At 60.8% G+C, this 21,814-nt stretch carries 21 protein-coding genes; 11 read left to right on the forward strand and 10 right to left on the reverse strand.

All coding sequences use genetic code 11. The annotated features are described in order from the left end of the window. Positions 1 to 4: 4 nt before the first annotated feature. Together EIY71_RS00305 and EIY71_RS00310 are read right to left on the reverse strand one after the other, a co-directional pair. Positions 5 to 1,471, reverse strand: coding sequence for a nucleobase:cation symporter-2 family protein (locus tag EIY71_RS00305; RefSeq protein WP_085745797.1), 1,467 nt, complete (start codon positions 1,469 to 1,471; stop codon positions 5 to 7). Between the two features lie 142 nt (positions 1,472 to 1,613). After that, a complete protein-coding gene (locus tag EIY71_RS00310) occupies positions 1,614 to 2,513 on the reverse strand; it encodes a LysR family transcriptional regulator (protein WP_134019818.1) in 900 nt (299 codons plus the stop codon). Positions 2,514 to 2,612: 99 nt separating this feature from the next. Here EIY71_RS00310 and EIY71_RS00315 point away from each other — a divergent pair, with 99 nt between their 5' ends. The 7 genes from EIY71_RS00315 (at position 2,613) to EIY71_RS00345 (ending at position 8,224) form a co-directional block, all read left to right on the forward strand. Then, on the forward strand, positions 2,613 to 3,704 hold the full coding sequence (locus EIY71_RS00315) for a polyamine ABC transporter substrate-binding protein (RefSeq protein ID WP_102686288.1): 1,092 nt from the start codon (positions 2,613 to 2,615) through the stop codon (positions 3,702 to 3,704). Positions 3,705 to 3,730: 26 nt separating this feature from the next. After that, positions 3,731 to 4,690: an agmatinase gene (gene speB, locus EIY71_RS00320; protein ID WP_064381781.1), complete on the forward strand. Its 960-nt coding sequence runs from the start codon at positions 3,731 to 3,733 to the stop codon at positions 4,688 to 4,690. Positions 4,691 to 4,778: 88 nt separating this feature from the next. Further along, on the forward strand, positions 4,779 to 5,495 hold the full coding sequence (locus EIY71_RS00325) for a YafY family protein (protein WP_102718022.1): 717 nt from the start codon (positions 4,779 to 4,781) through the stop codon (positions 5,493 to 5,495). Positions 5,496 to 5,546: 51 nt separating this feature from the next. Further along, the gene (locus EIY71_RS00330; protein WP_134019821.1) at positions 5,547 to 5,888 is read left to right on the forward strand and encodes a nuclear transport factor 2 family protein; all 342 of its coding nucleotides are present in this window, start codon (positions 5,547 to 5,549) and stop codon (positions 5,886 to 5,888) included. Positions 5,889 to 5,910: 22 nt separating this feature from the next. Continuing rightward, the gene (gene zapE, locus EIY71_RS00335) at positions 5,911 to 7,029 is read left to right on the forward strand and encodes a cell division protein ZapE (protein ID WP_102718021.1); all 1,119 of its coding nucleotides are present in this window, start codon (positions 5,911 to 5,913) and stop codon (positions 7,027 to 7,029) included. Between the two features lie 17 nt (positions 7,030 to 7,046). Next, a complete protein-coding gene (locus tag EIY71_RS00340; protein WP_129972770.1) occupies positions 7,047 to 7,628 on the forward strand; it encodes a DinB family protein in 582 nt (193 codons plus the stop codon). Positions 7,629 to 7,726: 98 nt separating this feature from the next. Continuing rightward, a complete protein-coding gene (locus EIY71_RS00345) occupies positions 7,727 to 8,224 on the forward strand; it encodes a GNAT family N-acetyltransferase (protein WP_085745791.1) in 498 nt (165 codons plus the stop codon). An 83-nt stretch (positions 8,225 to 8,307) separates the two neighbouring features. On the opposite strand, the gene EIY71_RS00350 is transcribed toward EIY71_RS00345, so the two are convergent. The 3 genes from EIY71_RS00350 to EIY71_RS00360 form a co-directional block, all read right to left on the reverse strand. Further along, positions 8,308 to 8,514, reverse strand: a complete 207-nt coding sequence (locus EIY71_RS00350; protein ID WP_085603949.1) for a hypothetical protein — start codon at positions 8,512 to 8,514, stop codon at positions 8,308 to 8,310. A 233-nt stretch (positions 8,515 to 8,747) separates the two neighbouring features. After that, the gene (locus EIY71_RS00355; RefSeq protein ID WP_102686240.1) at positions 8,748 to 10,499 is read right to left on the reverse strand and encodes a phosphoethanolamine transferase CptA; all 1,752 of its coding nucleotides are present in this window, start codon (positions 10,497 to 10,499) and stop codon (positions 8,748 to 8,750) included. A gap of 211 nt (positions 10,500 to 10,710) precedes the next feature. Continuing rightward, positions 10,711 to 10,893, reverse strand: a complete 183-nt coding sequence (locus tag EIY71_RS00360; RefSeq protein ID WP_007957508.1) for a DUF6026 family protein — start codon at positions 10,891 to 10,893, stop codon at positions 10,711 to 10,713. 272 nt (positions 10,894 to 11,165) lie between these two features. Between EIY71_RS00360 and gnd the strand changes: the two genes are divergently transcribed. From gnd to EIY71_RS00375, 3 genes are read left to right on the forward strand one after another with little or no spacing between them, the layout of a single operon-like run. Further along, positions 11,166 to 12,146, forward strand: coding sequence for a phosphogluconate dehydrogenase (NAD(+)-dependent, decarboxylating) (gene gnd / locus EIY71_RS00365; RefSeq protein WP_085745788.1), 981 nt, complete (start codon positions 11,166 to 11,168; stop codon positions 12,144 to 12,146). Next, positions 12,143 to 13,666 carry a glucose-6-phosphate dehydrogenase gene (gene zwf, locus EIY71_RS00370; RefSeq protein ID WP_102686239.1) on the forward strand — a complete coding sequence of 508 codons (1,524 nt, stop codon included), beginning with the start codon at positions 12,143 to 12,145 and terminating at the stop codon, positions 13,664 to 13,666. The genes gnd and zwf overlap by 4 nt, the downstream gene beginning before the upstream one ends. Beyond that, on the forward strand, positions 13,663 to 14,472 hold the full coding sequence (locus EIY71_RS00375) for a Cof-type HAD-IIB family hydrolase (RefSeq protein ID WP_085745786.1): 810 nt from the start codon (positions 13,663 to 13,665) through the stop codon (positions 14,470 to 14,472). Before zwf ends, EIY71_RS00375 begins: the two co-directional genes overlap by 4 nt. 45 nt (positions 14,473 to 14,517) lie before the next feature. Here EIY71_RS00375 and nhaB read toward each other — a convergent pair whose 3' ends face one another. The 3 genes from nhaB to EIY71_RS00390 form a co-directional block, all read right to left on the reverse strand. Further along, entirely contained in the window at positions 14,518 to 16,020 is a 1,503-nt protein-coding gene (nhaB, locus tag EIY71_RS00380; protein ID WP_102686237.1) for a sodium/proton antiporter NhaB, read from the reverse strand. 74 nt (positions 16,021 to 16,094) lie between these two features. Beyond that, complete coding sequence (locus EIY71_RS00385) at positions 16,095 to 17,384, reverse strand: hypothetical protein (RefSeq protein WP_129972768.1); 1,290 nt, start codon at positions 17,382 to 17,384, stop codon at positions 16,095 to 16,097. A 285-nt stretch (positions 17,385 to 17,669) separates the two neighbouring features. Continuing rightward, complete coding sequence (locus EIY71_RS00390) at positions 17,670 to 17,936, reverse strand: hypothetical protein (RefSeq protein ID WP_085683766.1); 267 nt, start codon at positions 17,934 to 17,936, stop codon at positions 17,670 to 17,672. A 345-nt stretch (positions 17,937 to 18,281) separates the two neighbouring features. Between EIY71_RS00390 and EIY71_RS00395 the strand changes: the two genes are divergently transcribed. Next, entirely contained in the window at positions 18,282 to 19,607 is a 1,326-nt protein-coding gene (locus EIY71_RS00395) for a sigma-54 dependent transcriptional regulator (protein ID WP_007957480.1), read from the forward strand. Between the two features lie 82 nt (positions 19,608 to 19,689). Here EIY71_RS00395 and EIY71_RS00400 read toward each other — a convergent pair whose 3' ends face one another. Together EIY71_RS00400 and EIY71_RS00405 are read right to left on the reverse strand one after the other, a co-directional pair. Next, complete coding sequence (locus EIY71_RS00400) at positions 19,690 to 20,994, reverse strand: transporter (RefSeq protein ID WP_085745782.1); 1,305 nt, start codon at positions 20,992 to 20,994, stop codon at positions 19,690 to 19,692. 45 nt (positions 20,995 to 21,039) lie between these two features. Continuing rightward, positions 21,040 to 21,786 (reverse strand): hypothetical protein, encoded by a 747-nt coding sequence (locus EIY71_RS00405; RefSeq protein WP_085745781.1) that lies wholly within the window; start codon positions 21,784 to 21,786, stop codon positions 21,040 to 21,042. Positions 21,787 to 21,814 lie beyond the last annotated feature (28 nt).

Consider the following 21,814-nt stretch of genomic DNA (forward strand, 5'->3'; position numbering starts at 1 on the left):
AGGATCAACGGTTCAACTGTGCGACAGCGGCCGTTGATGCGGGTTCAGCTTTGGCCGGCAGGTCGGGGTTTTCCATGACCTGAAGGATAGAGGCTTCCGGGTCGAAGTCATCTTCTTCCAGCTCGATGAATTCTTCCGGCAGGAAGATATTCAGCACGATGGCACACAGCGCGCCGACGGTGATTGGCGACTCGAAAATATTGCGCAGCGCCTGCGGCAGTTCGCGCAGTACTTCCGGCACGGCGGCGATGCCCAGGCCCATGCCGACTGAAATCGCCACGATCAGCATGTTGCGCCGATGCAGGCCGGCCTCGGCGAGGATCTTGATCCCGGCCACGGCTACGGTGCCGAACATCACCAGCTCTGCGCCGCCGAGCACCGGTTTCGGCATCAGTTGCAGCACCGCACCGATCATCGGGAACAGTCCCAGCAACACCAGCAGGCCGGCGATGAAGAACGCGACGTAACGGCTGGCGACGCCGGTGAGCTGGATCACCCCGTTGTTCTGGGCGAAAGTCACCATCGGCATGCTGTTGAAAACCGCCGCCATGGCCGAGTTGAGGCCATCGGCGAGCAGCCCGGACTTGATTCGGCGGATGTACAGCGGGCCTTTGACCGGCTGACGGGAAATCATCGAGTTGGCGGTCAGGTCACCGGCCGCTTCCAGCGGCGACACCAGGAAAATCACCGCCACCGGCACGAACGCCACCCAGTCGAAGTTGAAACCGTATTTGAACGGCACCGGCACGCTGACCACCGGCACTTGCGGCAGATTGGCGAAATCCACGGTGCCCATCAGCCACGCCACCACGTAGCCGAGGGTCAGGCCGATGACAATCGCCCCCAGGCGCAGGAACGGCACATCAACCCGGTTCAACACCACGATGGTGCCCAGCACCAGCGCTGCCAGGAATACATGGCTGGCCGCGCCCAGGTCCGCCGCGCCGAAGCCGCCGGCAATGTCGGTCATCGCCACTTTGATCAGCGACAGGCCCATCAGGGTGATGATGGTGCCGGTAACCACCGGGGTGATCAGCATGCGCAACTTGCCGATAAACTGGCTCAGCACCACTTCGATGAAGGCGGCGAAGAAGCACACGCCGAAGATCGTCGAGAGGATTTCATCGGTGCCGCCGCCCCGGGCCTTGACCATGAAACCGGCGCTGAGAATCACGCTGATAAAGGAAAAACTGGTGCCTTGCAGGCACAGCAGCCCCGAACCGACCGGGCCGAAGCGCTTGGCCTGAACGAAGGTGCCGAGGCCCGAGACGAACAGCGCCATGCTGATCAGGTACGGGATTTCACTTTGCAGGCCGAGGGCACCGCCCATGATCAGGGTCGGGGTGATGATGCCGACGAAGCTGGCCAACACGTGTTGCAGGGCGGCAAACACCGTTGCGGTGAAGTGCGGACGGTCGTTGAGGCCGTAGATCAGATCGTTGTTGCGCGGGGCTTTTTCAGAGACGGTCATGGTGGTTTGCGTGCCGCAATGCGGGGCCGGGTCGGAAAATGGGTGCGCAGGATGCCGTAAGCGGGAGGCGAGGGCAACGCATGATCGTTCCCACGCTCTGCGTGGGAATGCAGCCGGGGACGCTCCGCGTTCCAAAAAATGCTCAGGTTCGACCAAAGGCTGACAGCAGATCTTCTTCAAAAGCCTTCTGTGCATCGCCGGGCACCTGCGCCCGATGGCGTGCCAAGTGGAACGCCACGTCAAAGCTCAACTCGCCTTCGCGCACCGGGCGCAACAGACCCTTTTCCTGCCATTGGCGGGCGTAATGGTTGGGCAGATAACCGACGTGCTTGCCGGACAGAATGAAGGCGAGGGTGCCTTCGACCTGTTCCGAGCGGGCCGAGCAGACCTTGCCCTGGAACGGCTCGTCACTGCGCAGGAACCGGTAGGGGTGATCGACCCGGTCGCAGGCCTGCAACGCGGCGTCATCGGGAGCATCGTCGGTAAACAGCGGATGACCGGGGGCGCAATACAGATGCTGGGTTTCGCTGAACAGCTCGCGATAGTCGAACGCGCTCTGCACCTGGGAGAAATAACCGATGGCCAGGTCCAGCCGCTGTTGCAGCAACAGACGCTCCATTTCGCCGGGCATGGCGCTGATCAGTTCGATGCGCACTGATTCGTCCCGCTCGCGAAACCGCCGGATCGCATCCGCCACCCGTTGCAGCACCGACTGATCGACCGCTTCCGACAGACCCAGCCGCACTTCACCGATCAATCGTCCGGCGACGCCGTTGGATTGATGGCGGAAGGTTTCGATCGAATCGAACAGCGCCCGGGCGGCAATCAACAGCTGTTCGCCCTTGGGCGTCAGGCTGAAACCGGCCTTGCCACGGTTGCACACCCGATAGCCGAGACGGGTTTCAAGCTTGGCCATTTGCTGGCTGATGCTCGACTGGCTCAGGCCCAGTTCGCCTTGAGCAGCACTGAAACCATTGGATTCGACCACGCCGAGAAACAGCCGCAGAAGCTGAAGATCGACATCGTGGAGCTGACCGAGCATCACATTACTCCGGGATAAAGTCAGGTTAACAAACTTGATATTTCTCGAATGTATCCGACGGCGCATCCTGCCACCACTTCCTTCGGTCAGGTGTTCGTCATGGCTCCCGTCTTCAAGCTGTGTTTGCCCGCTTTGTTGCTTACCGTCTCCATCGCCGCCCAGGCCGAAGAGAAAACCCTCAATCTCTACAGCTGGGCCGATTACGTGGCGCCTGAAACCTTGCAGCGCTTCGAAAAGGAAACCGGCATCCACGTGCGCTACGACACTTTTGATACCTCCGAGGTGCTGGAAACCAAGCTGCTTACGGGCGGCAGTGGCTATGACGTGGTGGTGCCATCGTCCAGCGTGTTGGCCCGTGGTTTGGCCGCCGGCGCGCTGAAGGAAATCCCTCACGAAGGGCTCAAGGGCTACGCCAATCTCGATCCGGATCTGCTGGGAAAACTGACGGCGGTCGATCCCGGCAACCGCTACGGCGTGCCTTACACCTGGGGCACCCTCGGCCTGGGCATGAACGTCGAGGCAGTCCAAAAGCGGCTGCCGGACGTGCCGCTCAACAGCCTCGATCTGCTGTTCAAGCCGGAATATGCCAGCAAACTCAAGGATTGCGGGATTGCGATTCTCGACTCGCCTCAGGAAGTGATCGGCCTGGCGCTGCACTATCTCGGTAAAGATCCCTACAGCACCGACAAGACCGATCTGGCCGCCGCCGAAGCCTTGTTGCAGAAGTTGCAGCCCTCGGTGCTGTACGTCGCCACCGGCCGGCAGATCAGCGATCTGGCCAACGGCAGCGTCTGCCTGGCGCTGACCTATAACGGTGACGCGAGCATGGCTGCCGATCAGGCGCGCAAGGCCAACAAGCCGTTTGAGGTCGCTTACCGGATTCCCAAGGAAGGCACGCTGGTGTGGCAGGACAACCTCGCCATCCCCAAAGACGCGCCGCACCCCGAAGCCGCACGCACCTTCATCGAATTCATGTTGCGCCCCGAATCCGTGGCGGCGCTGACCAATACGCTGTTCTTCGCCACCGCCAATCAGGCCGCCACGCCGCTGGTGGATGAGGCGGTGCGCAACGATCCGGACATTTTCCCGAAACCCGAAGTGCGCGAGCGGCTGTACGCCGACCACAGCATGAGCCTCAAGGACATGCGCCAGCGCACACGCCTGTGGACCACCTTCCGTAGCCGCCAATAGCCCTTCATCACAACAGGAACACACCGATGGACGTGCCCATGCAAAACGATCAGGCCCTGACCCGTGACAGCCTTTACGGCACTGCTGCCGAAAGCACCTACGCCGGGATCACCAGTTTCATGCGCCGGCGCTACAGCCGCGACCTGCGCGGAGTGGACGTGGCGGTCAGCGGTGTGCCGTTCGACACCGCCACAAGCAACCGTCCCGGCGCGCGTTTCGGGCCGCGCGGAATTCGTGCGGCGTCCACCGGGATTGCCTGGGAACGGCACTGGCCGTGGGCGTTCGACCCGTTCGATCATCTGGCGGTGATCGATTACGGCGATTGCGACTTCGATTACGGCTCGCCGCACACCATTCCGGAAAGCATCGAGGCCCACGCCGAGCACATCCTCAGCTCCGGCAGCGCCATGCTCACCTTTGGTGGCGACCACTTCATCAGTTACCCGCTGCTCAAGGCCCATGCGCGCAAGCACGGCACGCTGTCGCTGATCCACTTCGATGCACACAGCGACACCTGGCCGGACGAGGGTGGCAAGCGGGTCGATCACGGCACCATGTTCTGGCACGCCGCGCGGGAAGGGCTGGTGGATCCGGCGCGTTCGGTGCAGATCGGTTTGCGCACCACCAACGACGATCATCAGGGTTTTCAGGTGCTGGACGCGCGGCAGGTGCATCGCCGTGGTTGTGAGGCGATCGTCGAGGCCATTCGTGCGCGAGTCGGGGATAACCCGGTGTACCTGACGTTCGACATCGATTGCCTCGATCCGGCCTTTGCACCGGGCACCGGTACGCCGGTTTGCGGCGGCCTGAGCACGGTGCAGGCGCTGGAGATCCTTGGCGGCCTGCGCGGGATCAATCTGGTCGGCATGGACGTGGTGGAAGTGGCCCCGGCCTATGACCACGCGGACGTGACGTCGCTGGCGGCGGCAACCCTGGCCATGGAGATGCTTTGCCTGTATGCGGCCCGGCACAAAGTCGACGCGTGATCCCCTCCGAGTCTGGTGAAAGCTCCTGACAATTTCTGACACCAGGCTCTGCTAAGCTCCGGCAAACTTTTGTCCGGAGCCTCTTACCGTGTCGCGAACCACTCGCCTGTTGACCCTGCTGCAAGTGCTGCGTGGCAAGAAACGCCCGGTGACCGCGGCAACGCTGGCCTGCGAGCTGGAAATCTCCGAGCGCACGCTCTATCGCGACATCGCCGAATTGACCGCACTCGGCGCGCCGATCCATGGCGAGGCGGGCATCGGTTATGTGTTGCGCAGCGGCCTGTTTCTACCCCCGCTGATGCTCAACGCCGACGAGACCGAAGCCATCGTGCTGGGCCTGCGTTATGTCGATCAGCGTGGCGACGAGGTGCTGAGCAAGGCTGCGGCGGATGCGCTGGCGAAAATCGCTGCGGTGCTGGACCCGCAGGCCCAGGAAGCGCTGCGCAACCCGACCGTCATGCCCGGGCCGCCGGGTTACGGTTTTCCGCAAAACGCGGTGCCGTTGAACGTTTTCCGTCACGCGATCCGCGATCAGTCCAAGCTGCACATCGATTACGCCGATGCGCAGCAGGTGCAGAGCCAGCGCTTGATCTGGCCACTGGCGCTGGGTTTTCTCAATGAGGTGCGGATCATCGTGGCGTGGTGTGAATTGCGCGGCGCCTATCGCACCTTTCGCACCGACCGGATTGCCGCGGCGAGCCTGCAGGGCGAGCGCTATCCGGGGCGGCGCAGCGACCTGTTGCGCACCTGGCAGCGGCAGATGCAACTGGACGAAAATGGCCGTTTCACTCCTGACAGGAATTGACGCAGGGCTGTTCTAGGATGGCGACAGAACCCGAAAAAAGGAGCTGTAATCATGTTCCACCCCACCTCGATCCTCGCCCCGGCCATCGTTGAATACATCAACGCCGCCAATGCTCGCGATACGTCCCGGGTCGGCAGTTTTTTTGCCGAGGATGCCCATGTGTTCGATGAAGGCCATCATCAGGTCGGCCCGCAGGCCATCGCCAACTGGATGCAAGACACCGCTAAGCGCTATCAGCCGCGGGTCGAAGTGCTGGGCGTTCAGCAGCGCACCGGAAAGGTGCTGGTGCAAGGGCTGATCTCCGGAACGTTCCCCGGCAGCCCGTTGGAGCTGCGCTACACGTTCCGGCTCAACGAACAGGGCAAAATCGCTCGGCTGGATATTTCCCTGTAGCCATCGTGGCATACTGCCGCGCATGACTTTCGACTCCCCCCTGAGCGCCTGGCAATACGCCGTCGACCACAAGGGCTTCATCCAGGATGAAGCCCAGGAACACGCGGTCTGGGCCTTGCAAAAATGCCATGAAGCCCTGCACGCCGGTGCCCGTTCGGTCACCGGCGTTTACCTGTGGGGCCCGGTCGGACGCGGCAAGACCTGGCTGATGGACCAGTTTCATCAGAGCTTGCGGGTGCCGGCGCGGCGGCAGCACTTTCATCACTTCATGGGCTGGGTGCACCAGCGTTCCTTTCAACTGACCGGGATCGCCGATCCATTGAGGGCCCTGGCTCGTGAGTTGGCGGTCGAGGTGCGGGTGCTGTGTTTCGATGAACTGTTCGTCAATGACATCGGTGACGCGATCATTCTCGGACGACTGTTTCAGGTGATGTTCGATGAAGGTGTGGTGGTGGTCTGCACCTCTAACCTGCCGCCGGATCAGCTGTATGCCGACGGCTTCAACCGCGATCGCTTCCTGCCGGCAATCACCGCGATCAAGCAGCACATGCAAGTGGTCGCGGTGAATGGCGCCGACGATCACCGCTTGCATCCCGGCGCTGTCGAACAACGCTATTGGGTCGCCTCTGCAGGGCAGGGTAGCGAGCTAAGTCAGGTGTTCGACGCATTGGCCGCCGGGCAGACCGTCAGTGCCGAACCGGTGCCGGTCGGTTACCGTGCTTTGAACGTGGTACAGGCCGGCGATTCGGTGCTGTGGTGTCGTTACAGCGACCTGTGCGAGCAACCGTTCGCCGCCATGGACTTCATCGCGCTGTGCGACACCTACCGGGCTATCCTGTTGAGCGAGGTGCCGAACCTCAGCGCGAAAAAGCGCGAAGGGCGGATTGCCCGTGGCACCGAGGACGGCGCGGAACGGGTAGTGGCCGGCGATCGCGAATTGCCGCAGTTGTCGGTGCACGACGACGGCGTGCGCCGGTTCATCGCGCTGGTCGACGAGTGCTACGACCGCAAGGTGCCGCTGTACATTGAGGCCGAAGTGCCGATGGACGCGCTGTACACCGAGGGCTACCTGGAATTCCCGTTCCGCCGGACCCTCAGCCGCTTGCAGGAGATGCAGCTGCAACGCTTCGCCGAAACCTGAAACACGGAGGGCGCGACATGACTCAGCCACTGTCCCACCATTTGCTGACCATGGCTTATCAGAACGCCTGGGCCAACCATCGACTGGCCAAGGCCTGGAGCCAGCTCGACGACACGGAGCTGGCGGCGCCACGGGTCAGTTTCTTCCCGAGCATCCGCCTGACCCTCAATCACATCCTGACCTGCGACTGGTTCTACGTCGATGCGCTGGAGCGCGAGTTGCGCGGTGACGAACCGCATCCCGATTGCTACGTGTTCTTCAACGCTGACGAACCCTTCACCGATGCGCAGGCCTTGCGGCATGAGCAGGCGCATGTCGACCGCCGACTGATCGCCTACTGCGAGCAACTGCGCGATGCCGATCTCGGGCGTATCGTCACCATCGCCCGCGACACGCCGCAGCACGACAGTCGGCTGCGGATGATTTCCCACCTTTTCGAGCATCAGATCCATCATCGCGGCCAGGTTCACGCGATGCTCAGCGGCACCTCGGTGAAACCGCCGCAGCTGGACGAGTTTTTCTGTGCCGGCGAGTCCGGTCTGCGAGCCGAGGATTTCGCCGAGCTGGGCTGGACTGAAGAACTCATCTGGGGCCACTGAATACGTCGGGTTGTGGCCGGGGCCTGCCTCGCGCTAAGGTCGCCGAGCCTATCAGTGCGTATCAAACGCGCCGGGGCCCCGTGCGATCGAGGAAGGAAATGGATTCCGCAGAAATTCTTGTGCTTCAAGCCAGTTACACCAACCCGGTGCATGCCGAGGCCATCGGTGTGGTGCTCAATCATTACGCCGAAGACCCGATGGGCGGCGGCCATCCCATTGCCCCCGAACTGTTGCAGCAACTGCCCGCCGAACTGGCCAAGCGGCCCCACGCGTTCAGCGTCCTGGCCTTTGTCGGTGGCGAGCCGGCGGGGCTGGTGAACTGCTTTGAAGGGTTTTCCACGTTTGCCTGCAAGCCGCTGGTCAACGTGCATGACGTGTCGGTGGTGACCAAGTTTCGCGGTCTGGGGTTGAGCCAGAAAATGCTGCGCAAGGTCGAGGAAATAGCCCGTCAGCGCGGTTGCTGCAAGATCACTCTGGAAGTACTTGAAGGCAATGCCGTGGCGCAAAACTCCTACGCCAAGTTCGGCTTCGCGCCGGGCATGTTCGACCCCAGTCACGGGCGCATGCTGTTCTGGATCAAGGATCTGCAGGCATAAAAAAAGGCGCCCGGAGAGGGCGCCCAACTGTCATCTGCGGGGCCAGAGCGGAGCCATCGCAGGTCCATCGGTAAAGCGTTCGCTCAAGGGCGATAGGACTCGGTGACCTGGGCGGTCTGGTCGTCCGGAACCTTGAGTTCGTTGGTCTTCGCCTCAGCCTGCTGGCTCTGTGCGGAATGAACCGGGAAATTGGCCCAGTAATGTCTCATGCGCTCGGCGCCGCCTTCGGCGAATGCGCTGGCGGATGCGAGGGTAAGCAGGCCTGCAAGAATTGCAGTCGTGGTTTTCATGGTGCCTCCTACGAAAAATGTCGGAGCTGTTCGTCCATGAATCAGGGCCTCGGGGCGCAGTGTCCGTCGAGGGCATTAACAAGAGGTTAACGCTCGTTCAGTGTAGGTTTTACAGGGTGTTTCCACGGCGTATCGGACGAACGCTGCACGCGTGAATGACGCGTGCTGGTCGTAAGGAAGGAGGGGGCAGTGCGGCTGTAAATGTCAAAAAGGGCCGTTTCCGGCCCTTTTCGTTACTGTTGCAGAACCACTTCCGTGGTCGCAGTGGCGGGTTTCTTCGGCTTCATCAGGCTGAAGTCGATCAGAGCCCGCTGTTCGCGTTCGTAAGGGTTGCCGATCAACAGCGGACGCGGCTTGAAGCTGTCGCTGACCACGCTCTTGGTGCGATCCAGTTCATCGAAACTCAAACCGGCCAGGTCCGCCCAGGTGTGGATCAGGTGCGAGCTGCTGTAAGGGCGGCTCAGATCCCCGGCGAAACTCCAGTCGTGGTTTTCACGCCACTTCGGCGACGCCCAGGCCATGAACGGAATGGTGTACATCGGTGCGGTCGGCTTGTTTTCGTTGCGACCCAAGGTGCTGTGGCCGACCGAGTCGAACACGTCTTCACCATGGTCGGAGAGGTACAGCAAAAAGCCGTTAGGATCGGATTTGGCGTAGTCCTTGATCAGGCTCGAGACCACGAAATCGTTGTACAGCACGGCATTGTCGTAGCTGTTGTAGGTCGGCACCTGATCGTCACGCACACCGGCCGGAACGCCGTTGCGATCCTGGAACTTGTCGAAGCTCGGCGGATAACGGTACTGGTAGCTCATGTGCGTACCGAGCAGGTGCACGACGATCAACTTGCGCGGCGCCGCGTCGGCCAGGGCCTTGTTGAACGGCTCGATCACGTCGCCGTCGTACTGGGCGGCGTTCTGGTTGCGGTTGTTGTTCAGGTACACCTGCTCGTCGGCCTGTTCGGAGAAGGTCGTGAGCATGGTGTTGCGTTTGGTCATGGTCTGCTGGTTGGTGATCCAGAACGTCTTGTAGCCGGCCTGTTTCATCATGCTGACCAGCGACGGCGTGGACAGGTACAGGTCCGGGTTTTCTTCGTCGGCGAAGGTCAGCACCTGTTGCAGCGCTTCAATCGTGTAAGGGCGCGGGGTGATGACGTTGTCGAAGATCGACAGCTGATCCTTGAGCTTGTCCAGCTCCGGCGTGGTTTTACGCGGGTAGCCGTAGAGGCTCATGCGCTGGCGGTTGGTGGATTCGCCGATCACCAGCACCAGGGTTGCCGGCTGGTTGGCGCCCGAGTCCTTGAGGTTTTTCAGCGGCGGGATCTTGCTCGCGCTGTGCAGCATGCCCTGCATGTCGGCCAGGGTGTCCTGATAGCGGTGGTACGCCACGGCCATCTGCCACGGCACGGCCGGCTCGATGCGGGTCTCGAATTTCTCGAAACCGCCAGCAAGGCTGCCCGTGCGCATTGTCTGCTTGACCAGCGGGTAGCCGATCACGGCCACCAGAATCGCCATGGCGGCGACGAGTGCCCGGCCACGGGGCAAGTACACCGGACGCAGGCGGGTCCACAGAAAGTACGCGAACGCAGTGTGTGCGAGGAACGCCGGAACCATCCACCAGGCAAAGTACTGGGTCATGTACTCGCCGGCTTCGGACACGTTCGATTCGAACATGATGAAGATGACGCTCTGGGAGAATTCCTGCTGATAGATGAAGAAATACCCCAGGCTGGCCATCGAGCAGGCCCACAGCACCACGCCGATCAGCGCGGCGAGCAAACGGGTGCGTTTGGGGAACAACAACATCGGCGCGAGCCACACGGCGCTCATCACGAAGGCCTGGCGAAAGCCCGTGAACCCTGAAGTGCCCGTCAACTGGATCAGCAGTTGGGTGATACCGGAGAAGTACCAGAAAAACACGAACAGCCAGATAAAACCGGCCCAGTCGAAACCTGTCGCAGTCGTATTGCTGCGTTTGAACACCGCCATTCAGCACTCCAGCTCAGTCGTCACATCCACCGCCGGGCGCTTCATGTAACCGCGTATGAACCCGACGAACGGAGGCCATGCGCAGACACGCACGGCCAGAATGCGCCGGAGTATCAACAAGCCAATGTGAAAACTTTGTTAGTTGCCGAAACAGGCAGGAGGTGCAGCATGTCGGGAACGGCAATGGCCGCTCCCGAAGCGGGCGGGGAGATCAGGCGTGGGGCGAGCGCTGTACGCGCGGCAAGGGCTGTGGCTCGGCGCCTTGGGTCAGCAGGCGCAATTGCGCGAGTTCCTGCTTGAGCTGATCGCGTTCATCTTTCAACTGTCGCAATTCATCGCGACGGATGGTGACGTACAGGGTTTGTGGCGGCATTGCTGTGTGTACTGTGCCCATTGCTCACCTCGCAAATGGCGTGTCTCAACTGCAGATCAGCCCCGGTTTCGGGCCTTGACCTGCTATCGGCGCCGATTTTGATTTCTTTTGCTCGTGAATGGAACTTTTTTATTTTTCATGGTCGTTGTGTCTTCCGCACGTTTCCCGACGTTATCAGTCTGGATCGGGCACAATGCACGGAAACTTCAACCCGACGCTCTGGACTAACCTCCATTAGTCGCGTTGGGCTATACCTTTGACACACTTTTATTTGTAGTAAGGAGCATCAGCACATGCAACTCGGGATTATTGGACTGGGCCGCATGGGCGGCAATATTGCGCGACGTCTGATGCTCAACGGTCACACCACCGTTGTTTACGACCGCAATACCGCCTTTGTCGACACCCTGGCCGCCGAGGGCTCTACCGGCGTCGCCGATCTGCCTGCACTGGTCGCAGGCCTGGCCAAGCCGCGTGCGGTGTGGGTCATGCTGCCGGCCGGCGCACCGACTGAAGACACCATCGAAGCCCTGAGCAATCTGCTCGAGGCGGGCGACACCATCATCGATGGCGGCAACACCAACTACAAGGATGACATCCGCCGCGCCAAGACCCTGGCCGAGAAAGGCCTGCACTACATCGACGTCGGCACCTCCGGCGGCGTCTGGGGCCTGGAGCGCGGCTACTGCATGATGATCGGTGGCGATGCCGAGACCGTTAAGCGTCTTGACCCGCTGTTCGCCGCGCTGGCGCCGGGCATGGGTGACATCCCGCGCACCAAGGACCGCAAGTCCGATGACCACCGTGCCGAGCACGGCTACATCCACGCAGGTCCCGCCGGTGCCGGTCACTTCGTCAAGATGATCCACAACGGGATCGAGTACGGGATGATGGCGGCGTTCGCCGAAGGCTTCGACATCCTCAAGACCAAGTCCAGCGAGCTTCTGCCGCAAGACCAGCGTTTCGACCTGAACGTGGCTGACATTGCCGAAGTCTGGCGTCGTGGCAGCGTGGTGTCGTCCTGGCTGCTCGACCTGACCGCCGACGCCCTGGCGGTCGACCCGAAACTCGACGGTTTCTCCGGCTCCGTAGCCGACAGCGGCGAAGGTCAATGGACCATCGAAGCGGCCATGGAACAAAAGGTGCCGGTACCGGTGCTGTCCAACTCGCTGTTCTCGCGCTACCGCTCGCGCGGCCAGGGCACTTTCGGCGACAAGATTCTTTCGGCCCAGCGCTTCGGCTTCGGCGGCCATGTGGAGACACCGAAGAAATGACCCATACGATCCGCAGGAAATCCAAGGCAGAACCCGCGCCACCGACCACGCTGTTTTTGTTCGGCGCCCACGGTGATCTGGTCAAGCGCCTGCTGATGCCGGCGCTGTACAACCTGAGTCGCGACGGCCTGCTGGATGAGGGTCTGCGGATCGTCGGCGTTGATCACAACGCCATCACCGATGAAGCCTTCGCGCAAAAGCTCGAAGACTTCATCCGCACCGAAGTGGCAGCGAAGGTCGGCAAGGGCGATCAGATGCTTGATCCGGCCTTGTGGGCCAAGCTCGCCAAAGGCATCAGCTACGTCCAGGGCGATTTCCTGGACGACAGCACCTATTCAGCCCTGGCGGCGAAAATCGCCGACAGCGGTACTGGCAATGCGGTGTTCTACCTGGCCACCGCGCCACGTTTCTTCAGCGAAGTGGTGCGCCGTCTCGGCAGCGCCGGATTGCTCGAAGAAACCCCGGAAGCCTTCAGAAGGGTGGTGATCGAAAAACCGTTCGGCTCCGACCTGCAAACCGCCGAGGCGTTGAACGCCTGCCTGCTCAAGGTCATGTCGGAAAAGCAGATCTACCGGATCGATCACTATCTGGGCAAGGAAACCGTGCAGAACATTCTGGTCAGCCGGTTCTCCAACAGCCTGTTCGAAGCGTTCTGGAACAACCATTACATCGACCACGTGCAGATCACCGCCGCCGAAACCGTCGGCGTCGAAACCCGTGGCAGTTTTTACGAACACACCGGCGCCCTGCGGGACATGGTGCCCAATCACCTGTTCCAGTTGCTGGCCATGGTCGCCATGGAACCGCCGGCGGCGTTCGGCGCCGATGCGGTGCGCGGCGAGAAGGCCAAGGTCGTCGGTGCGATCCGCCCTTGGACCACCGAGGAAGCACGGGAAAACTCGGTGCGCGGTCAATACAGCGCCGGTGAAGTCGCTGGCAAACCGGTATCCGGTTACCGCGACGAGAACAACGTCTCGCCCGACAGCACCACGGAAACCTACGTGGCGCTCAAAGTGATGATCGACAACTGGCGCTGGGTCGGCGTGCCGTTCTACCTGCGCACCGGCAAACGCATGAGCGTGCGCGACACCGAGATCGTCATCTGCTTCAAACCGGCGCCGTATGCGCAGTTCCGCGATACCGAGGTCGACGAATTGCAGCCGACCTACCTGCGTATCCAGATCCAGCCCAACGAAGGCATGTGGTTCGACCTGCTGGCCAAGCGGCCGGGGCCGGCGCTGAACATGGCCAATATCGAGCTGGGTTTCGCCTACAAGGACTTCTTCGAAATGCAGCCGTCCACCGGCTACGAAACCCTGATCTACGACTGCCTGACCGGTGACCAGACGCTGTTCCAGCGCGCTGACAACATCGAGAACGGCTGGCGCGCGGTGCAGCCGTTCCTCGACGCCTGGCAGCAAGACGCGAGCGTACAGAGTTATGCCGCCGGTGAAGACGGGCCGAAAGCCGCCGATGACCTGCTGACTCGCGATGGTCGCGTCTGGCATGGTCTCGGATGAGCGAGCCGATCCGTTTTCTGTTGAGTGACATGGACGGCACGCTGTTGCTGCCCGATCACAGTCTGAGCCAGCGCACCATCGATGCCGTTCGTGCGCTGCGCGAGGCGGGCGTGCTGTTCAGCCTGGCCACCGGGCGTCCGCCCAAAGCCATGCTGCAGCAGATCGAAGCGCTGGGCGTCGACCTGCCGACCGCGGCGTTCAATGGCGGCACGATCGTCAATCCGGATGGCAGCATTCTGGTTGCGCATTACCTGCCGGCCACAGCAGCGTTGACTGCACTGGCGTTGTTCGCCGATCAGCCGGATGTCGAAATCTGGGTGTTCAGCGGTGGCGACTGGCTGCTCAAGGATCCGCACGGGCCGATGGTGCCGCGCGAGCAGCACGGGCTCGGTTATCCGCCGGTGGTGGTGGAGAGCTTCGAGCCGTATCTGGAACGTATCGACAAGATTGTGGCGACCAGCAACAACACTGAACTGCTGATCGAACTGGAGGCGCAGTTGCTGCCGAAGGTCGAAGGGTTGGCACAGGTGTCGCGCTCGCAACCGGTGTACCTTGACGTGACGGCGCTGGACGCCAACAAGGGCGCTGCGCTGGCAACCTTGGCCGCGCATTTGGGCGTGCCGCTGGCGCAGACCGCTGCAATTGGCGATGGCGGCAATGATCCGGCGATGTTCCATGTTGCCGGGTTGTCGATTGCCATGGGGCAGGCCGAGGACGCGGTGAAGCGTCAGGCCGACGTGGTGACGGGGTCGAACACAGAGGATGGCGTAGCGCAGGCCATCGAAAAGTACCTCTTGCCGCGCTGATCGAAGCATAAAAAAACGGGAGCCCCAGGGCTCCCGTTGTTGTTTCTACAGCCAGTAACTCACGGCGTACCAGCCGAGCAATCCCATCACCACGGTGTAGGGCAACGCCATCCACACCATCCGCCCGTAGGACAAGCGCACCAGCGGTGCAATCGCCGACGTCAGCAGAAACAGAAATGCTGCCTGACCATTGGGCGTCGCCACGCTCGGCAGGTTGGTGCCGGTGTTGATCGCAATCGCCAGCGTCTCGAAGTGTTCGCGGCTCATGTGGCCGGACAGGAACGCCTGTTTCACTTCAGTGATGTAGATTGTTGCAACGAACACGTTGTCACTGATCGCCGACAGCAGACCGTTGGCGATGAACAGCATCCCCGGCTGCTGATCGGCCGGAAGTGCCAGCACCCACTGGATCAGCGGCGCAAACAGTTGCTGGTCGTGAATCACCGCCACCACGGCGAAGAACACCACCAAGAGCGCGGTGAACGGCATGGCGTCCTTGAAGGCGCTGCCCAGTCGGTGCTCGTCGGTGATGCCGGTGAAAGCCGTGATCAGCACGATCACCATCAGGCCGATCAAGCCGACTTCAGCGATATGGAACGCCAGCCCGGCAATCAGGATCAGCGCAGCGCAGCCTTGCACCAGCAGGGCGGCGCGTTGGCGCGGGGTGCGCTCTGCGTTGTCTTCAGCGGCGTAGTTAGCCAGCACGACGCGTACGTTGTCCGGCAGCAGCGTGCCGTAGCCGAACCAGCGCAGTTTCTCCAGCAGCAGGCAGGTCACCAGTCCCGCGACCAGCACTGGTAGCGACACCGGCGCGACTTTTTGGAAGAATTCGGCGAAGTGCCAACCCATCTCATGGCCGATCAGCAGGTTCTGCGGTTCGCCAACCAGGGTGCAGACCCCGCCCAATGCAGTACCGACGGCGCCGTGCATCAACAGGCTGCGCAGGAAGGCGCGAAACTGTTCCAGATCCTCATGATGCAGCTGGGGCAGATGCTGGTCATCGCTGAATTCGCTGTCCTGGCGCGGATCGTTGCCGGAGGCCACCCGGTGATAAACCGAATAGAAGCCCACGGCGGCGCTGATGATCACTGCGGTCACGGTCAGCGCATCGAGAAATGCCGACAGAAACGCCGACAAAAAGCAGAACATCAGGGCCAGCAGCGCCTTCGAACGCACGCCCAGCAACAGACGCGAGAACAGGAACAGCAGCAGGTCTTTCATGAAGTAGATGCCGGCGACCATGAACATCAGCAGCAGAATCACCGGGAAATTGTGCTGCAGCTCTTCGTACAGCGCCTGCGGCGTGGTCATTTTCAGCAGCAGTGCTTCGATCAGCAGCAAGCCGCCAGGCATCAGCGGGTAGCACTTGAGCGCCATGGCCAGGGTGAAAATGAACTCGATCACCAGCAACCATCCGGCGGCGACGGGACCTGCGGCCCACAGCACAAGCGCATTGAGTAGCAGAAACCCGACGATGCACGCCTTGTACCAGCGGGGTGAATGCCCGAGAAAGTTGTGCGCGAACGCTTGGGCCATCGAACCGGACATTGGTTGCTCCTTGTATTAAGAAGCGCGCAAGTTGCCGTAAGCGATGGGCAAGATCAAGTGTGGGAAGGTTCGCATCAGTGATTCAGATAACGTGCGACCACTGCACGGTGGTTGCCATCCAGCGTATAACCGCCCACCAGAATTTCGCCATTCGTTTGAATCGCCACTGAAGTGGCGGTATCGAGGCTGCGCCCCAGCCGCGTACGCAACCAGCCATTACCGGAACCGAAGCTTCGATCAAGGCTGCCGTTGGCCAGATAGCGGGCGACGATAAAGTCAGCTTCAACCCCGCCGATCGTCGCGCCGACCGCGATGATGCGCTCGTCCGGCATCACTTGTGCCGCGCTCCACTGACATCCGCTTGGGCCGACTTCCAGCAGGTGTGGCTGACCACCGTTGCAGTGCAGGTCGGGGCGACCGTTGCCGTGAACAGACTGCGCCATGCATCGGATCGGATCGCGACTGCTGCCAAAACAATGCAGATGCTCTGCCGATTCGATGACCTGATTGACCAGCGCACTGCGCCCGTGGACTTTGAAGGCCAGAAAACCGTCTACTGCGAAGCGTTCGTCGAGTTGCCCGTCCGGCAGATAGCGGGCGAGCAGGCCTTCCTGTGGGAAATCGATGGAGCCGGCCACCACGATTCTTCCGTCTTCTTGCAACAGCAGGCCGCCGAGCCAGGTATTGAGCAGCAAGTGGCGAACCATGACGAATCCGCGACCGTTGAAGGAGGGATCCAGGCGGCCGTCGGGTTTGAGGCGAATCAGTATGCCGACGTGATCGGCCAGTTCGAAGTGATGGTTGGCGATCAGCAGGATATGCCCGTTGGGCTGCACCGCGAAATCACAGGCTTCGGCGCCCGGAACGCCCGGCGGGAGCCAGGCATCTCGGGTGCCCATGGACAGGTCGCCGGGTAGGCGGACAATTTTCCGGCCGTTGTCACCAAAATCCGGGTCAGGGCGGCCCTGGGCATCGAACAGAGCCAAGGCGGGCAGGGAGCGATGTTCCGATTCGTAGTGCAGACCCGCCAGCAGAATCCGCCCGTCTGGCAAGACCTGCACCTTGCTGCCGGTGGCTTCGAAACCGGCAGCGAACCGGCCGATCACGCTGCCTTGAAAACCGAACTCCAGATCCGCCGAGCCGTCTTCGAGCAGGCGGGCCAGACCGAAACGGCTGCCTTGAGCGGTGCCCACCTTGGCGGCGACCAGAATCCGACCTTGCCCATCGAGCGCCACGCTCTGAGTCAGGCTGGACGTACTGCCGGAGAAGTAGACCTGCGCCACACCGTTGCTGGAAAAGGCCTTGTCGAGTTGTCCGGCGTTATTCGCAAGCGTCGGCAGCGCTATGGCGATCTGGGATGACATGCATGCTTCTCCTTGCGAGTCGACCGATTTCCGGGAGGCGGAACGGGTAACTGCATGAGCGGAACATTCAATCCCTGAATACGCGCAAGTACAACTGACAGAACTAACAGGTGGAGGGTCGCACTGTGCCAGAACAGTGTCTTTTTGAACCAGTCGCAAGCCTGCCAAGCATTCAGGCGCGAAAGTATTGAGGAAAGTTGTACAAAGAGACTGAAGTTGGAAAAAGATTCGCAACTTACAGAAGAGGGCGGATGACTTGATCGTCATCCGCATTGCCCGCAAATATCAGTGTGGCATCGACCACGATTGCAGCGCGTAACCTTCTTCGCTCAGTTCGGCGCGGGCTTGTTGCAGCAGGTGTTCAAGTTGCGCCGGATCGGAGTAGGCGCTGCTTGGAATCTGAGTACGACCGATGTGAGAGTTGGTGCGGTCGATGACGGTCAGGCTCAGTTCGCCATTGCCGTCTTGTGGTGCCCAGGCGACGCATTGAAAAGGTTTAAATGCGCGGTTGGCAATCAAAAGAGCTTCGTTGATACGGAGCGGGGCGGTCATGGGGTCTTCTCTCTATTAGTGCCCAATCAAGTGATGTGCCGTCGGTTGGGCTTACCGTTCGGCGAGTTACTTGTACTGATGCACGCAACCCGCTGGCGGGTCACACAGAATCTGAAGAAATTTCGACTTTCTTTCATACACTCAATATTCAGACAGGTTTTGAAAGCCTGGCGAAAGAATCAAGTCGATAGCTAACTAATAAACCGGCTTCTTATAACTGCTTCACTTGTACATCTATAAGCAATCGATACAAGACGCCGTCAAATTCTTGCTAATGTAACAGTCAGGTTTGCCAAATGACTGTTTTTACGATTATTTCCTAAAATTTGGCGCCAAGGAACAGTCATGAGCGAAGCGCCTGCATTAAGACGTTTATTGGTCGTCGACCCGTGCGACGACTGTCACCGATTGCTCCCTGGTTTACGTGCCGTGGGTTGGGACGTCGACAGTTGTAGCCTGGAAAATGCCGCCGATCGAAGCTGCGATGTCGGCCTGTTGCGGTTACAGCCTTTTCACCTGGAACGCCCCGAAGCCGTCAAAGAGCTGATCAGCCGCAGCGGCACCGAATGGATCGCCGTGCTGAATCAGGAAGTGCTGCGCTTGCAGAACGTCGGCGATTTCGTCTGCGAATGGTTTTTCGATTTCCATACCTTGCCGTTCGACGTGTCACGGGTGCAGGTCACCCTTGGCCGCGCGTTCGGCATGGCGCGCCTGCGCGGTCAGGGCACGATTCACGTGGATCAGCCGGAACATGAGCTGCTCGGCGACAGCAAACCGATCCGTGAGCTACGCAAGTTGCTGAGCAAACTGGCGCCCACCGAGTCACCAGTGCTTATTCGTGGCGAAAGCGGGACGGGTAAAGAATTGGTCGCCCGCACCCTGCACCGACAGTCGCAACGCCACAGCAAACCGTTTGTGGCGATCAACTGCGGAGCGATTCCCGAACACTTGATCCAGTCCGAGCTGTTCGGCCACGAGAAAGGCGCGTTCACCGGTGCGCATCAACGCAAGGTCGGGCGTATTGAAGCAGCCAATGGCGGCACCTTGTTTCTCGATGAAATCGGCGATCTGCCGCTGGAACTGCAAGCCAATCTGTTGCGCTTTCTGCAGGAAAAACACATTGAACGGGTGGGCGGCAGTCAGCCGATACCGGTGGATGTGCGGGTGCTGGCGGCGACTCACGTCGATCTCGAAGCTGCCATCGAGAAGAAACGCTTTCGTGAAGACTTGTACTACCGGCTCAATGTGCTGCAAGTAGTCACCGCGCCGTTACGCGAACGCCACGGCGACCTGTCGATGCTGGCCAACCATTTTTCCCATTTCTACAGTCACGAAACCGGCCGTCGTCCGCGCAGCTTCAGTGAAGATGCGCTGATTGCCATGGGCAAGCACGACTGGCCGGGCAATGTCCGCGAGCTGGCCAACCGCGTACGCCGCGGTCTGGTACTGGCCGAAGGACGGCAGATCGAGGCCCGAGACCTGGGGCTGATCAGCCAACAGTCGATCGCTGCACCGATGGGCACGCTTGAAGACTACAAGACCCGCGCCGAACGCCAGGCGTTGTGCGACGTATTGAACCGGCACAGTGACAATCTCAGTGTGGCGGCCAAAGTGCTGGGGGTTTCCCGGCCGACCTTCTACCGTTTGCTGCACAAGCACCAGATCCGCTAGGGCGCGGTGCTTCCTGAAGACAGGAAGCTGAAAAGGCCCGCTGCGATGCAAGTCGCAGCGGGCCTTTTCATGATGTTGCTGTTTAAAAGTAGTACGGGAATTTCAGGCTGAAGGAGAAGTCCGGGGCATCGTCCGTCATGCCGATGGACAGGTTGGGCACGATGGTCAGGTTGTCGGTGGCCGCAATGGTCATGCCGACGTTGAAGTAACCGGCGTTGGCGTCGCTGGACACCACCGATTCCCAATCCCCGCCATCCTGTTTCAGCTTGCTCTTGCGTTGCACCAGGTCAGAGACGGAGAACGACATACTCATCTTCTCGTTCAGAGCGAAGGCAACACCCGCGCCAATCTGGAAGCTGTCGCCGATGCGTACCTTGCCCGGGTTTTTCTGGTTGACGGTCGAGCTGATGTCGTCGAACGATTCCTCGAAGTTATGGGTGTAGGACAGGCTGCCAAACAGCACGGCCGGGTCAAACGTCTTGACCAGCGAGATGCCCGGGGTGATCGACCAGACGCCGTTGCCGGTGGGCAGGGTGTCAGGCACGAACAGGTTCGAGTTGGCATCGGTCTGGCGCAGCTTGATCCCGAACGGGTCCTTGCCCGTAGGCGCCTTGACCCGCAAGGAAACCACGGCGTCCGGGGTATTGACCGACTCGTCCAGGAACTTGTACGCAATGCCGAAGTTGACGTCGCCGATAGTCGGATCGCGGCTTACGTCCTGTTCGGTGGTGACGTTTGAGGCCCCTCCGTTGCCGCCGCCGGACTGATAGGTCGATTCACGGTAGACCACCGGCACGTTCAGGTCGAACTGCCAGCGGTTGTCAAAGTTGTAGCGTCCCGTCAGGTCGAGGGTCCAGGTGTCGGCCTTGATCCGGTCGAGGTTGATGTTGCCGAGGAAAATCGAGTCCAGGGCGAGGAAACCGTTGAGAATCAGCTGGCGGGTGTCGTAGCGTGAATAGGTCACGCCGGTTTCAAAGCTGAACTTGCCGCCGCCAAAAAAGCCGCTGGCTTCGTCGTACAGGTTGGACACACTCTGTGCCGGTTGCGAATCGTCGGCCAGCGACTGGCCATAGGACGCGCCACTGCCCCCGGCGGCGCCCCCCGACGCTGCTGCAGCCCCGGTCCCTGCGGCCACCCGGTTGCCTTTCATGTCCGAAGGCGATTTGGCCAGGCGTTTAGGAGGTGGGGAGGCGGGTTGTTCTTCGACCTGGCGGACCCGTTGTTCGAGTACCGCCAGGGCTTTTTGTTGTACTTCGTATCGTTGTTTCAGCTCCAGAAGTTCCTGTTTCAGGGCTTCTACATCTGCGTCGGGTGCCGCTTGCAACATCGCCGCGGGTAGAAGAGTACTCAAACATACAGCGGCACGCAGTGATACTGATCGATACATGAATAAGCCGTCCCTTTAAGCCCAATGATCGAGACTCAGCGTAGTTCAATATCCGATGTTGCGTAGTGCCCTGAGTTGAGTCAGGTTGCAGTCCAGTGCGCCGGCACTCATGCCGTTATTGTTAAGGACAACGTTGAGTTGTGTCAGGTTGTTGACTACGTTCGCGTTACCCAGCAAACGGGTGTTTTGCAGCAGTCCGCCCTGGGCGACCTGTTGCAAGGCTGTACCCTGATTGCCGGAGGCCTGAATGGCCATTTGCACTCCGCCATTTGTGGCTGAAACCGCGACGCTGCCAGCGCCGTTGCTGCCGGAAATGGTCTGGCCGGCCATCAAGGCCTGGCCCTGGGCAGGCATCAGTGCAGGTGCCTGACTGGCTTCTTTGACGTTGATCGCAACGTTGTTGTAGGCGGCGTTGCCGTCGCCAGCGGCGCGCACACTCTGCGTCACGCCCTGGCTGGAGTTGAGTCCCGCGCCACCCACGACCGAGCCAGTCCCCAGTTCCGGGGTACTGCCATTGCCGTGTTCCTTGATGGTCGAGACGTAGAATTCGGGTTTTACCGAAGCTGCCTGCAATTGCATCGTGGCCGAGGCCCCGATCAGATCTCCACTGGCGTTGCGCCAGGTACTGCTCATGACGACACCGAAGCTGATGATCCGGCCCGGCATGACATAGCGACCGCGTAGCTCAGCGAGCTCCTGGTCCTTGATTTCGATGGGTTTGAATCCTGCATTGGCATAGCCTGACGCGCTCGCTGCCAGGCAGGCGGCGGCCAGCCAGTATGAGGTTTTCATCTGCTGCTCCCGGGACATCCAGCCCCAC

Origin of the sequence: Pseudomonas sp. CH235 (genome assembly GCF_004368175.1) — a bacterium.
Lineage (GTDB): Bacteria > Pseudomonadota > Gammaproteobacteria > Pseudomonadales > Pseudomonadaceae > Aquipseudomonas > Aquipseudomonas paraglycinae.

Excerpts from the sequence above, each read along its gene's own strand:
- EIY71_RS00385 (WP_129972768.1), bottom strand. The coding sequence starts at position 17,384 with ATGTCATCCCAGATCGCCATAGCGCTGCCGACGCTTGCGAATAACGCC.
- EIY71_RS00400 (WP_085745782.1), bottom strand. The coding sequence starts at position 20,994 with ATGTATCGATCAGTATCACTGCGTGCCGCTGTATGTTTGAGTACTCTT.
- zwf (WP_102686239.1), top strand. The coding sequence starts at position 12,143 with ATGACCCATACGATCCGCAGGAAATCCAAGGCAGAACCCGCGCCACCG.
- EIY71_RS00395 (WP_007957480.1), top strand. The coding sequence starts at position 18,282 with ATGAGCGAAGCGCCTGCATTAAGACGTTTATTGGTCGTCGACCCGTGC.
- gnd (WP_085745788.1), top strand. The coding sequence starts at position 11,166 with ATGCAACTCGGGATTATTGGACTGGGCCGCATGGGCGGCAATATTGCG.
- EIY71_RS00305 (WP_085745797.1), bottom strand. The coding sequence starts at position 1,471 with ATGACCGTCTCTGAAAAAGCCCCGCGCAACAACGATCTGATCTACGGC.
- zapE (WP_102718021.1), top strand. The coding sequence starts at position 5,911 with ATGACTTTCGACTCCCCCCTGAGCGCCTGGCAATACGCCGTCGACCAC.
- EIY71_RS00330 (WP_134019821.1), top strand. The coding sequence starts at position 5,547 with ATGTTCCACCCCACCTCGATCCTCGCCCCGGCCATCGTTGAATACATC.
- EIY71_RS00355 (WP_102686240.1), bottom strand. The coding sequence starts at position 10,499 with ATGGCGGTGTTCAAACGCAGCAATACGACTGCGACAGGTTTCGACTGG.
- EIY71_RS00345 (WP_085745791.1), top strand. The coding sequence starts at position 7,727 with ATGGATTCCGCAGAAATTCTTGTGCTTCAAGCCAGTTACACCAACCCG.
- EIY71_RS00390 (WP_085683766.1), bottom strand. The coding sequence starts at position 17,936 with ATGACCGCCCCGCTCCGTATCAACGAAGCTCTTTTGATTGCCAACCGC.
- speB (WP_064381781.1), top strand. The coding sequence starts at position 3,731 with ATGGACGTGCCCATGCAAAACGATCAGGCCCTGACCCGTGACAGCCTT.
- EIY71_RS00375 (WP_085745786.1), top strand. The coding sequence starts at position 13,663 with ATGAGCGAGCCGATCCGTTTTCTGTTGAGTGACATGGACGGCACGCTG.
- EIY71_RS00310 (WP_134019818.1), bottom strand. The coding sequence starts at position 2,513 with ATGCTCGGTCAGCTCCACGATGTCGATCTTCAGCTTCTGCGGCTGTTT.
- nhaB (WP_102686237.1), bottom strand. The coding sequence starts at position 16,020 with ATGTCCGGTTCGATGGCCCAAGCGTTCGCGCACAACTTTCTCGGGCAT.
- EIY71_RS00315 (WP_102686288.1), top strand. The coding sequence starts at position 2,613 with ATGGCTCCCGTCTTCAAGCTGTGTTTGCCCGCTTTGTTGCTTACCGTC.
- EIY71_RS00405 (WP_085745781.1), bottom strand. The coding sequence starts at position 21,786 with ATGAAAACCTCATACTGGCTGGCCGCCGCCTGCCTGGCAGCGAGCGCG.
- EIY71_RS00340 (WP_129972770.1), top strand. The coding sequence starts at position 7,047 with ATGACTCAGCCACTGTCCCACCATTTGCTGACCATGGCTTATCAGAAC.
- EIY71_RS00360 (WP_007957508.1), bottom strand. The coding sequence starts at position 10,893 with ATGGGCACAGTACACACAGCAATGCCGCCACAAACCCTGTACGTCACC.
- EIY71_RS00350 (WP_085603949.1), bottom strand. The coding sequence starts at position 8,514 with ATGAAAACCACGACTGCAATTCTTGCAGGCCTGCTTACCCTCGCATCC.